Here is an 11,868-nt window from a genome sequence, read left to right as displayed (position 1 = left end):
CGGATAAAAGCACGGAATGGCGGAATTCCCCCTTGTGGGCAGGCCTGACCGGCCTACAATCGGCCGACAATAATAATTTCTGCCTGCAGGCATTTTCACCATGATCCAAAGCTACCTCCAGTGGGTTATCAGCCACCCGCGCCGCGTTGTGTTTTTTACCCTGTTAATCGTCGGTCTGCTTGCCAGCGGCGTACTGAAGCTGAGCTTTACCAGCGATTTCCGCACCTATTTCAGTCCGCAGAATCCGCAATTGCAGGCCTTTGAAGCCATGGAGCGCACGTATTCCAATCAGGATAATATTTATTTTCTGGTGCAGAACCCCAACGGCAGTCTGTTTACCCCACAGGGGCTGACCCTGATCGAACAGCTGACAGAACGCGGCTGGCAGCTGCCCTATTCGCAGCGGGTCGACTCGCTGCAGAATTATCAGCACACCCAGGTTGATGGCGATGATCTGCTGATCAACGATTTTTACCGCACGGATGAATTAACGGAAGATTTATCCGGCCTGCAGCAACTGGCTGTTTCATTACCCGAGCTGCTGCATAACCTAATCTCCGCCGATGGCGGCACCTCCGGCGTTAATGTGCGCTTTTTATTACCGGAAGGAAAAAGCGCCGAAAAATCCCCGGAGGTGGTATACGCCGCCCGCGCTCTGGCCGATGAATTCCGCGCCCGCTACCCGGATTTCAGAATTATGCTCAGCGGTTCGCTGGTTTCCAATGTCACCATGGGCGAAGCCATTCATCAGGATATCCAATCATTATTACTGGTGTCTTACCTGGTAATGATCAGCATTATGCTGCTGACCCTGCGTACGCTTTCAGGCACCCTGCTGATTCTCGGCATTATCAGTTTCTCGGTGGTGTCCACCATGGGCCTGTTCGGCTGGCTGGGTTATACCCTGACACCGCCCACCGGTTTTGTACCCACCGCCATCATGACCATTGCCGTCGCCGATACCGTGCATATTCTGGTGTCGTATTATTTTGCCCTGCGCCACGGCCAGCCGCGGCAGCAGGCACTGCTTAACAGTATGAGGCTGAATTTCTCCCCGGTTTTAATCACCAGTATTACCACCATGGTCGGCGTACTCTGCCTGAATACCAGCGACTCTCCGCCTTACCGCGATATGGGTAATATGATTGCCGCCGGGGTATTTTTTGCCTGGGCCTTTACCCTCACCTTTCTGCCCGCCGTGCTGGCGTTACTGCCGGTGCCGGAAAAATTACGTGCCGAAAATAACCACCAGTGGATTGACCGTCTGGCCGACCTGATTGTGCGTCATCATAAAGGCCTGCTGCTCAGCATGGTGCTGATTGTTGCCGCCTGCGCCAGCCAGATCAGCCGCAACGAAATTACCGAACGCTGGCATGAATTTTTTGACGAGAGTTTTGAAGTGCGCCAGACCAACGACATGATCGACCGCGAACTGGGCGGCCTGCATCTGCTCTTTATGATTGCCGACAGCCAGCAGGCGGAGGGCATTAATAATGTTGACTATCTGCAGCAGCTGGAAGCCTTCAGCCAGTGGCTGCGCGCTCAGCCCGAGGTCGTACACGTCAGCAGCCTGACCGACATCATTAAACGCCTGAATCAGAATTTACACGGCGGTGATCCGGCTTTTTACCGCGTGCCCGACTCCGCCGAAGCGGCGGCACAGTATTTATTGCTGTACGAACTGTCGTTACCGCTGGGGCTGGGTCTGGACGATACGGTCAATAATGACCGCTCATCTTCACGTCTGCAGGTGCGTTTATACCGCTCCGATTCGGTCAATATTATTCGGGTGGAACAGGCCGCCGTTGCCTGGGCACAGCAACATGCACCGCTGTTGCATCTGAGCGAAGCCACCGGCCTCGATGTGGTGTTCGCCAACCTGACCTTCCGCAATATTCATGGCATGTTGCAGGGCACCGGCTTCGCGCTGGTATTAATTTCGCTGCTGCTGATTGCCGCCCTGCGGTCGTGGAAAATGGGCTTAATCAGCATGATTCCGAATATTCTGCCGGCGGCGATGGCCTACGGTTTATGGGGCATGATCAGCGGCCTGGTCGATACCGCCACCTCGGTGGTGGTCTGTCTCAGCCTTGGCATTGTGGTGGATGACACCGTGCATTTTCTCAGTAAATACCAGCACGCACGCAAAGCGCTGGCGATGCAGGCGGCCGATGCTATCCGCTATGCGTTCCACACCGTCGGCGTCGCGCTGCTGATTACCTCCGCCATTCTGGTCGGCGGTTTCGCCGTGCTGGAATTTTCACACTTTAATCCGAGCACCAATATGGGCAATCTGCTGGCGCTGTCGATCGCGGTGGCACTGCTGATTGATTTCCTGCTGCTGCCGCCGCTGTTATTACTGCTCGACCGTGGTGATGCCGGGCGCAACAGAAGCGGCCGCGGCGGCGTCAGCACTGTGGCTGAGCAGACCACTCCCGGCGATACCATCAAACACGAACTGGACCGCCAGAGCGCATAATAAAACGCCCATCACGCGGGTAATGACCTGCATGCCGGTTACGCCCAGCAGCTGAGTTAACCGGCTGGCCGCCAGCAGGCATAACAGCGAGATCAGCATAACGCTTAACAACGCGGCCAGTACCGATAACTGCGCCGTCAGTTCATCGCTGGCCTGCGCCATCAGCAACATCACCGCGCCCATGGTGCCGGGCCCGGCAATTAACGGCAGCGCCAGCGGAAACACCGCCACATCACCGCGCCGGCGGGCTTCGGCTTCCTCCAGCGGCGTAGTACTGATGGCACCGGAATTACGTGCAAACACCATATCCAGACCAATCAGCAGCAGCATAATGCCACCGGCGGTACGCAGTGCTGCCAGCGAAATTCCCAGCGTATGCAGCACCAGATCGCCGACCAGCGCAAACAGCAGCAGTACGCTGCTGGCAATCAGCACACCGCGCCAGGCCATACGCCGTTTCTCCTGCTGGCTGGCATGCAGAGTGATAGCCGCATAAATCGCCGCCACATCCACCGGGCCGACGGTGGCAAATAAGGTTGCCAGTGCCAGCAAAAAGCTGTCGTCCATCCTTCTCTCTCCACTTGGTTTAATCGTCAGCTCTGTGGCCACTATCGGGCGGATAAAATACGCCACCCTGAGTTTTTAGCACAAACGTACTAGCGTAGTTCAGGCCAACCCCTTCAGCGCTCCATCATAGGCTTGTCGGCCTCTGCGGCAAGGCCTAGCGTGATATTGCCGCTGCCTGCTTCCGCCGGCCGCGGCGCATTCTTACCAACAATAATAATCAGGGGCCTAGCCACCATGACAATCAGATACCCAATCCGCGGAGGGCTGGCATTGCTGGCCGTACCGCTGCTGCTCAGCGGCTGCATTACCGAACTGCCCGGTGAATTTCCCGATCAGGAAACGCTCTGTACCTTTGACGCCAGCCGCGAAGCACAGCGTGCGGCCTCGGCGGCCAGCTTTCCACAACCGCAGATTCAGCAATTACTGGTGAATGGCGAACTGCGCTGGAGTGCCGGTTCCGCCAATGCCCCACAACTGAATGCCGGTGACGAAGTTACCTTAAAAGGCAGCGGTTTTGGTGGCGGTACCGACATCGACTTCTCAAAAATCATGCTCGGCAATACCCGTATTCTGGAAACCGACCTGCGCATGTTCACCCAATACCTGGCCATTAACGATCAGGTGAATTTTGAAAGCGACGAACAGTTCGACAGCTGGGATAAAAACATTCTCAGCTGGAACGACAGTGAAATCCGCTTCCGTGTACCCGACCACGCCAGCAGCGGGCCGTTAATTGTGCAGGTGCAAAAGCGCACCGGGTTTAATGAATCATTAAAACATCCGGGCCAGGCGCATAACGTGATTGATGCACAAACCTCGCGCATTATTTCCGACACCTTCGAGCACGACTGCGATGTGGTCTCGACCCTGAGCGATGCCAAATCCACCACGCCGATAGCCGTCAGCGTGAATAACCCCGGCTTTGAGCAACTGGTGGAAAAAGGCCGCCAGGTATTCTGGTCTTACGATTACAACATCGGTGTCGCGCACAGCGTACGTAAACTCGACTGGACGGCGATTTTTAATTACAAAGCCAACGACCCGATTGCCGGTGGAAAAGCCGATCCGGCGAAACTCTTTGGTGCGGTAAAAACCGTACGCGGTGAAGTACCGGACGAAGCCATCGACGATGTGTATTTTAATTCCTACCCGATGGCGACACCGATTCCCGGCTTTTTAACCACACAACCGGCAAAATTCAAAGGCAATACCCGCGACAGCGGCTGGGTGGGTTACCGCTACGCCGAAGCCAACGAGCCGTATAAAGGCAATGGCGAATGGATTGGATTTAACTGTGCCTCCTGCCACGGCTATAAAGTCAGTTATGAAAAAGCACCGGGCCAGGCCATCAGCAAAGTGATTCCGGGTTTACCTAACCCGAACTGGTCGATGAAATGGACAGTGCTGCAAACCCTTACCAACACCTTCGATGGTATTTATACCAGCGAAGAAGGCCCGGTCTGGAATAGCGGTAAAAAAGACATCGCCAAAGATATGCTGCTTTACCACATGCCTGCCGGTGCCGGTGAACACAATATGGTGCGCGTGGTTGGCGAAGGCAGCCATACCGACAACGACTACCAGTTCTCACCCATTGCCATTCCGAACGTGACCAATTACATGGCCATCCGCCGTTCGTTATCGCACACCGAATCCTATGTGGGTTTTGAAGGTTCTTATATTCACTCCGAAGAACCGGACGGCGCGCAGGGTGCGATGAGCAAAGAATGGCTCGAAGCCCTGACCGCCTATATGACCACCCTTGATCAGGATGACGATGACCTGCGCAACGTCGGTTTATACCGCTGGCTGAAATACAGCAATAAACTCAGCGCGCAAACCGGCAATGCTCAGTTAAGCGAAGGGGAATTTGTACAGAGTGGCTGGCAACAATACGCCGATGTCAGCGCCGCGGTTAACCGTGGCAAGGCCACTTATGAGCGCGACTGCAGCAGCTGCCACAGCGACGGCGTAGGTGCCAATACCAACGAGAAAATGGTAAGGCTGGATGAAGTCGGCCGCTTCTTTACCCCGACCATTTATCAGAAAGAAACCGAATCGGTGCGTGCGACTTTCCTGCGCGATCTGTACTGGACTCAGCACCGTGGTTTATTGTCGGACGGCCATGTGCGCAACCTCGAAGATCTGGTCAGCCCGCAACGCTGCACACCGGGCAGCAACCTGTATAACAACTACTACACCCTGCACGCACCGGTACGCCCGAATGCCGGCGGCCCGGATCATGTCACGCCCTTCCCCGACCTGAACCGCAAAGGCGACGTGTTCCGTGTACCTAAATCGAAATATTTAACCAAGCTGGATAAAGGCTACAAACGTAACCTCTTTATCGAGCGGCATAAATATTTTGTCAGCGTACCCTGGGATAAAGACCACTATTACTGGGATTACCAGAAAATGCGTGCCGAATACGGTCCGGATGAAATGGGCACTGCCGAGCCGATTGGCATGCCAGCGGCACCGCATCCGTGGTGTGCGCAGAACAGCGCTGAGGTGGATGATTTAGTGCAGTATTTGCTGACGCTGTGATTGTTTCGCGCAATTGCGCGGGAGTATATAAGCAGAGCTGTCTGCACTGAGATGTAATAAAACCGGAGTGTCTGCTGTTGAGTGCAGCAGAGGCTCCGGTTTTTTTATGGCTGTGATTTGCAGCCGGGCGGCGCGGTTTGGGCTGAGTGTTTGTGGGGAGTGTTTTTTGGGAATGGCTTTGTAGGAGCGGATTTTAGCCGCGATACTGTTTCTGTGGCCGCTGCGCGGGTTGGCTTTTTGGGCTGCCGCCCGGCCCTATGACCTCTTTGAGGGGTCTTACCCCTCACGCCGGTCGGGCGCTTACTCCTGACCGCCATGGATGGCGGAAATGCAGATTGTGCAGGAGCACACAATCGGCCCGCTTCGCGCTGTGCAGGACTTAATCCGCTTTGAATAATCCTGCGATCTCGGTACCACGAATAATGGGCGAGACTTCAGGCGTCCTGCCTTTCGCCCTGCGGGTCAGCCTGCGGCTGCTCAATTTTGTTCCAGACAAAATTGTCCATGGCCCTATTCGTTCGCCCGGCATCCATGCCGGGACGTACCGGCGCAGAATGATTCAAACCGGCGTCCTGCAGGCGCATAAAACCATAACGCGAAGCCACTCTTCAGAACGAATATCTGCTTTCTTTGAAAAGCTGCCTATCAGATCAGGCGCAGCATTGTAGGAACGGGCCATGCCCGCGATGCCGCCGAGAAGCCTACTAGCGGTCAATCGGATACAAGGAGCGGATCTTATCCGCGACAGGGCCAGCCATACGCTCACGCCGAAATGTAGGGTGGGCACTGCCCACCAAAGCTATTGTCGTCATTTTCCACTTGCAACCAAATTTATCAACAGATTGAACCTCCTCCCAAACTTCAGTACTCTCAAACCACAGCAGGGAGGCAGCGATACAAACAACGGACAGATACCCAATCCGGTTCCCTCCCCGCCTGAAATCCCGACACCAAACATGCGCCATTCCTGCCCTGCGCTTATAAGGATCGGCGGTAGCGTGTCTGGAATAAAATAGCAAATATGCGCTGTTTCTGCCGGAAGTTGATAACGCAAAAAGTGTGAATAAAAATTCAGGGAAAAACTCGAATACGCGTTTACAATCTGACAAAAAAAGAATAACGATGACTTTCACAGCCCGGACAACGGGTTAGGCTGGGAATCTGAATTAGGTCTTAGGTGTGTAAACGAGCACGCCTACGAATAAGCTAATTTTTCATCAGAGTAAAAAATGGAACTTGATTTAACAAGTGAAGAAATAATAGTCCTCACAGGATTACTGAAGCGCTATTCAGAGAGTGGTGTTTTCGCTATTGAAGACCAAGCGGAGCAGCGTGCTCTATGGAACCTTGAATGTGTCCTCGAAAAGGTAGTTGGTAACCTCTACGAAGGAGAATGGAGCGAAGTACTTAATTCTGCTCAGAATAGTTTACGAGACGAAACTGGAACAAGCGCAGCCTTTGAGAAAGAAAATGGGCGAATTGCACTTTGGCTGGAGCTGAGCGATATACAATTTATATTGTCGGAATGGCGTAAAGTTTCAGAGAATGAACCTGAATCAACTAAAGAGAATTGGGGTAAATTATCATTTCGGTGCAATTCTGCCCTGTACAAAGCAGGTTTAAAATAAAGTTGCCGAAGCAAAAAAAGCTGCACTCGGATACATATTGCTACGCTAGATTCTGTGTATTTCGCGGTGCTCCATTTTTACACAAAAACGCTCTCTGCAATATGTACCGACGAGCTTTTCGTTATGCCCTTGAGGAGAGATCGTGCTTCTAATCGAACAAAGTAGGAATGATATACTAGACGCACTGGAGTCGTGGGATTGGATTGACTTCTCGAATAAGACCCCTTTTGCCACCACAGCATTTGGAGATGTTGATATTCCCCCGCTTTAACGGACACCACCAAGAGCATCCGTTAAAGCATCACCCCACTCTTTCTGAACTCCAAAAGTCCTGCCCTGAACTCAGTTCAGGGCTTTTCTCCCCGCGCCAGGCGCGCATTAATATCGGCAATCACGCCCGGTAAATCCGCGACCGAATCAATCACGTAATGTGCTCCGGCATCGTTAAAGCGCTGGGTTGCTTTGCTGCGGCGCTGTGCCTGTTCGCTGGCGGAAAGCGCCTGCCAGTCAGCAAGATTCAGGCCGACTTCGTTGCCGCTGATGCTGACACCGACGGTCCACATACCGGCACGCAGGCCTTCTTCAATACCGGGTAAGGTATCGTCCACTTTAATGCAGGCGTGTACGTGGTTAACGCTCAGTTGCAGCGCTAACGCCAGCGCCATATCGGCGTATGGGCGGCCACGCAATACATCGGTGGCGAATACACAGGCATCCGGTTCGTAACCCTGATCTTTGGCGGCGATTAATGCCGGTTCCATCATGCCGGGGCCGTAGCCGGTATTACCGCCGATTTTTAACCCCTGCTCACGCAGCTGGTCGTAAGCGGCTTTCCAGCCCGGAATTAATTGCGCACGTTCGCCAACGATACGCGTCTGAATCGGCGCAAAGGCATGGTACAGGCGGTCGATTTCGGTGCTGTCGGCTTCCTGTCCTTTCACTTCCAGCCAGCGTGCATGAATACGCGGATTGGCCAGCATACGGGTAATGTGTTCGCGCTTTTCGGTGCCCATGGGTTCACGCGCTTCGGCCTGCGTAACCTCAATACCCTCGGCGGCGAATAATTCCATAAAGGCGTAAACCGGTGCCAGCGAGCCAAAATCAATGGTGGTGCCCGCCCAGTCGAGAATAACGGCTTCTGTTGGCCCGGCAAAAAAACGTTGCGATTTAAACATGGGTATTGCGCTCCTGCACCACACGGGTGTGCTGAATTAATAGTTCGTAATAATGGTCAATGCCCGGCACCTGTAAGGCCGGTTGTTTTCCCTGCTCGTCGTATTTACGCAGCCGTAAAGCGTCGACAAACCAGGGCGAAGATTCAAAGGCACGGCAGGTGCTTTCATCCATCCAGCCGCCCTGCAGTTCCAGGCTCTGCTGCGATGCTGCCGACAGCGAGTCGCGGTATGCGGCATCGGTGGAATATAAATAACGCTTGGCCGCGACATGCAGACGAATGGGTTTGGTCACGTCATCGGCAAAATACTCACTTAAAAAAGCCGCGCCGACTTTTTCGTGGTAGCCGTTATCGCCACCGGCTTCCGGATGCAGCCCCTGCTCCTGCCAGGTAATTAAATGGCCAACATCATGCAGCAGAGCGGCAATAACCAGATGCGCTGGCGCATTATCCTGTTCGGCAAACCAGGCACATTGCAGAGCATGCCGGGTCTGGGAAATATCTTCCCCCAATGGCATATGGCCGTAATCGGCAAAGGGTTGCCAGACCTGATCAACGGCTTTGCGCGCCAGCGTGCGTAAGCGCATGATGATTCCTCCGTTGTCGGCTGTCAGAGCCAGAAGCGGTGTTTTTCCAGCGCCTGCAGCAAACGCTGCATGTCCTGCGGAAAAACATCACCGATATGGCCAATGCGGAAACACGGCGTTGCCGTGACCTTGCCCGGATAAATCACAAAGCCTTCCTGCTTTAAACGCTGATACAGCTGGTTAAAATCGAACGCCGGATTATCGGGATATTTAAAGGTCGAAATAAAAGGCGATTGTTTATCGCGGCTGACCACACATTCGAAACCCAGCGCCTGCATACCATCGACCAGGGTACGGTGATTGTCGGCATAACGCTGTGCCCGCGCGCTGATGCCACCCTCTTCTGCCAATTCCGCCAGCGCCTGCTGAAAAGCGCGTACCACATGGGTTGGCGAGGTAAAACGCCATTTACCATGGCCCTGCTCCATGCACTGCCACTGGTCAAATAAATCCAGACTTAATGTGCGCGCACGACCGGCACATTTGGCCAGCGCATCGCGTTTTGCTATCACAAAGCCCATACCGGGCACGCCCTGAATGCATTTATTGGCCGAGCTGATCAGAAAATCGATACCCAGTGCGGCCAGCGGAATTTCGATACCACCAAACGAGCTCATGGCATCGACAATCAGGGTTTTGCCGGCGGCTTTAATCACTTCGGCATAGGCCGCCAGCGGATTCAGAATACCGGAGGTGGTTTCACAATGAACCAGCGCTACATGGGTAATGGCCGGATCATCGTGCAAAGCCTGATTCAGTTCTTTCAGACTCACCCACTCATGTTCGGCGGCGGTTAACAGCCCGTAATTAATACGGTGTACACGCGCCATATCGGCAATACGCTGACCGTAAGCGCCATTAGCTAAAATCAGTAATTTATCGTCGGCCGAAAAGGCACTGCTGATGACACTCTCTACCGCAAAGCTGCCACTGCCCTGCAACAGCACCGCACTGTATTCCTCTGCAGCGCACTCTTTTTCACCACAGAGCGCCAGCTCTACCAACTGTTCACGGATAGGCTGCACCACCCCCAGGTTGTAATCGTCATCCCAGGTACACCAGTCACGCAGCATGGTCTGCTTTACACTGGCCGTGGTACTCAGGGGGCCGGGAGTGAGTAATAAATAAGGGTTATTCATAAGTCCGTCACGTTTGCGCCGAGTTCGTTTTGTATTTTCTTAATTCTGGTCTAGACCAGAATGCGCAAACTATAAAAGCTAACGGAGTGAGCGGCAACGGCAGTTTAATGAAGTTTTTGTGACAGTAATGAAGAGTGTTGGGCTGGGGGTTCCTGAGGGCGTTATTGAGTTTTGTGGCCGCTGCGCGGGATGGCTTTTGTAATTAGATTTACGCTAATGCGCAGGAATACTCCAATAGTCCCATATTTATGAATTAGCGCTGCGCGGATGACTTTTGGGCTCCCGCCCGGCCCTATGACCTCTTTGAGGGGTCTTACCCCTCACGCCGGTCGGGCGCTTACTCCTGACCGCCATGGATGGCGGAAATGCAGATTGTGCAGGAGCACACAATCGGCCCGCTTCGCGCTGTGCAGGACTTAATCCGTTCTGAATAATCCTGCGGTCGCGGTAACGCGAATAATGGGCGAGACTTCAGGCATCCTGCCTTTCGCCCTGCGGGTCAGCCTGCGGCTGCTCAATTTTGTTCCCGACAAAATTGTCCATGGTCCTATTCGCTCGCCCGGCATCCATGCCGGGACGTACCGGCGCAGAATGATTCAAACCGGCGTCCTGCAGGCGCATAAAACCATAACGAGAAACCGCTTTTCAATTCCTGCTTTGTTTGTTTTGAAAAACTGCGTTGCGTCTGAATAAACGCGGCATTTGTGCGGTGCCAGTCAACCAGGCAGACAATCCGGTGGAAAGCACAGTACAGCCCGGAGCCCATTCATTTCAATTATCAAACGGTAAAAGGCTCCGGGCGAATTGCTGTGCGGGCCGGATTGGCCACGCAGTTGACTGAACAGCACCGGACAGCCGCAAGAGAGGATCGGAAGGAGATACTTCTCCTTACATGGGGGCGCAGGGGGCGGAGCACCCGCAAAGACTTCGATATGATTACAAAAGCCAACCCGGCAGCGGCCACTGAAACAGTATCGCGGCTAAAAGCCGCTCCTACCAAGCCCCTCCCACAAAACAGCTGAAAAAGAAAATCAGTGACTGGGAATCCGCAGTTCTATCGCACTGTGAACCCAGTGCTCAATATCAAACTCCACCGCTTTGCGCTCCCCTTCATAACGGATACGGCGAATCTCCAGACAGGGCGCGCCGTTAATATGCGACAGCGCGTCGGCCACCTGATCGTACACCGCTGACACGCAGATGCGGTTATCTTCGTGCGTAATTTCGACGTTGTAATCGCGCTGCATCAGGGTGGTAAGTGAGCCTTCCAGATCTTTTTTCATCAGTTCCGGAAAACGGCTTTCCGGCAGGTAGATAAATTCGTACAGCACCGGGCGGCCATCGAGGGAACGCAGACGTACCAGTTCAATCAGTTTTTCGTCAGCGGCAACGGCCAGTGCCGTGCGCGCTGTCTGTGGGCCTTTAATGCGCTTTTGTGAAATTAATTCGGTGGCCGGAGTGCGTTGTTGCTGCTCCGCCAGCAGGTAGAAATTCACCCGCGAAGACGGGTCATATTCCAGCCGTGGTGGCGAGACAAACCAGCCGCGGCGGTTGGAGCGGTAAATCAGCCCTTCCGATTCCAGCTTTGACAACGCATCGCGCACGGTAATACGTGTGCTTTTAAACTGCTCCACCAGTTCGCGTTCGGATGGCAGACGTTCGTTCTGTTTCAGCCGTGACTGTTTGATCAGTCCGGCCAGGTAGTCGCGTATTTCGATATTGGCTGGCAGCATTTTTTTGAGTCCAG

The 11,868-nt window shown here is 53.9% G+C and carries 8 protein-coding genes and 1 pseudogene; 4 read left to right on the top strand and 5 right to left on the bottom strand.

Features of this window, described 5'->3' with window-relative positions; all coding sequences use genetic code 11:
• Nucleotides 1–100: 100 nt before the first annotated feature.
• Nucleotides 101–2,311, top strand: a pseudogene (locus HUF19_RS06325) (efflux RND transporter permease subunit); the annotation flags it as partial.
• A 45-nt stretch (nucleotides 2,312–2,356) separates the two neighbouring features.
• Here the strand turns inward: HUF19_RS06325 and HUF19_RS06320 are convergent.
• Entirely contained in the window at nucleotides 2,357–3,046 is a 690-nt protein-coding gene (locus HUF19_RS06320) for a MarC family protein (protein ID WP_260998992.1), read from the bottom strand.
• Between the two features lie 234 nt (nucleotides 3,047–3,280).
• On the opposite strand from HUF19_RS06320, the gene HUF19_RS06315 reads away from it, so the two are divergent.
• Together HUF19_RS06315 and HUF19_RS06310 are read left to right on the top strand one after the other, a co-directional pair.
• Nucleotides 3,281–5,593 (top strand): hypothetical protein, encoded by a 2,313-nt coding sequence (locus HUF19_RS06315; protein WP_260998991.1) that lies wholly within the window; start codon nucleotides 3,281–3,283, stop codon nucleotides 5,591–5,593.
• A 1,229-nt stretch (nucleotides 5,594–6,822) separates the two neighbouring features.
• Entirely contained in the window at nucleotides 6,823–7,221 is a 399-nt protein-coding gene (locus HUF19_RS06310; RefSeq protein ID WP_260998990.1) for a hypothetical protein, read from the top strand.
• A gap of 347 nt (nucleotides 7,222–7,568) precedes the next feature.
• Here the strand turns inward: HUF19_RS06310 and phnX are convergent, their stop codons facing one another.
• From phnX to phnW, 3 genes are read right to left on the bottom strand one after another with little or no spacing between them, the layout of a single operon-like run.
• Nucleotides 7,569–8,396 carry a phosphonoacetaldehyde hydrolase gene (gene phnX / locus HUF19_RS06305; protein ID WP_260998989.1) on the bottom strand — a complete coding sequence of 276 codons (828 nt, stop codon included), beginning with the start codon at nucleotides 8,394–8,396 and terminating at the stop codon, nucleotides 7,569–7,571.
• Nucleotides 8,389–8,982 carry an HD domain-containing protein gene (locus HUF19_RS06300; RefSeq protein ID WP_260998988.1) on the bottom strand — a complete coding sequence of 198 codons (594 nt, stop codon included), beginning with the start codon at nucleotides 8,980–8,982 and terminating at the stop codon, nucleotides 8,389–8,391. The genes phnX and HUF19_RS06300 overlap by 8 nt, the downstream gene beginning before the upstream one ends.
• Before the next feature lie 23 nt (nucleotides 8,983–9,005).
• On the bottom strand, nucleotides 9,006–10,121 hold the full coding sequence (phnW, locus tag HUF19_RS06295) for a 2-aminoethylphosphonate--pyruvate transaminase (RefSeq protein ID WP_260998987.1): 1,116 nt from the start codon (nucleotides 10,119–10,121) through the stop codon (nucleotides 9,006–9,008).
• Nucleotides 10,122–10,580: 459 nt separating this feature from the next.
• Here phnW and HUF19_RS06290 point away from each other — a divergent pair, with 459 nt between their 5' ends.
• A complete protein-coding gene (locus tag HUF19_RS06290; protein WP_260998986.1) occupies nucleotides 10,581–10,814 on the top strand; it encodes a hypothetical protein in 234 nt (77 codons plus the stop codon).
• Nucleotides 10,815–11,152: 338 nt separating this feature from the next.
• On the opposite strand, the gene HUF19_RS06285 is transcribed toward HUF19_RS06290, so the two are convergent.
• Nucleotides 11,153–11,854, bottom strand: coding sequence for a UTRA domain-containing protein (locus tag HUF19_RS06285; protein ID WP_260998985.1), 702 nt, complete (start codon nucleotides 11,852–11,854; stop codon nucleotides 11,153–11,155).
• Nucleotides 11,855–11,868 lie beyond the last annotated feature (14 nt).

This window comes from Thalassolituus hydrocarboniclasticus (assembly GCF_025345565.1).
Taxonomy (GTDB): Bacteria; Pseudomonadota; Gammaproteobacteria; order Pseudomonadales; family Oceanobacteraceae; genus Venatoribacter; species Venatoribacter hydrocarboniclasticus.
Note: the sequence above shows the minus strand (reverse complement) of the source record. Positions and strands in the feature narration are given on the sequence as shown.

Coding starts and splice junctions, on each gene's coding strand:
- HUF19_RS06285 (WP_260998985.1), bottom strand. CDS start 11,854: ATGCTGCCAGCCAATATCGAAATACGCGACTACCTGGCCGGACTGATC.
- HUF19_RS06300 (WP_260998988.1), bottom strand. CDS start 8,982: ATGCGCTTACGCACGCTGGCGCGCAAAGCCGTTGATCAGGTCTGGCAA.
- HUF19_RS06315 (WP_260998991.1), top strand. CDS start 3,281: ATGACAATCAGATACCCAATCCGCGGAGGGCTGGCATTGCTGGCCGTA.
- phnW (WP_260998987.1), bottom strand. CDS start 10,121: ATGAATAACCCTTATTTATTACTCACTCCCGGCCCCCTGAGTACCACG.
- phnX (WP_260998989.1), bottom strand. CDS start 8,396: ATGTTTAAATCGCAACGTTTTTTTGCCGGGCCAACAGAAGCCGTTATT.
- HUF19_RS06310 (WP_260998990.1), top strand. CDS start 6,823: ATGGAACTTGATTTAACAAGTGAAGAAATAATAGTCCTCACAGGATTA.
- HUF19_RS06290 (WP_260998986.1), top strand. CDS start 10,581: ATGGGCGAGACTTCAGGCATCCTGCCTTTCGCCCTGCGGGTCAGCCTG.
- HUF19_RS06320 (WP_260998992.1), bottom strand. CDS start 3,046: ATGGACGACAGCTTTTTGCTGGCACTGGCAACCTTATTTGCCACCGTC.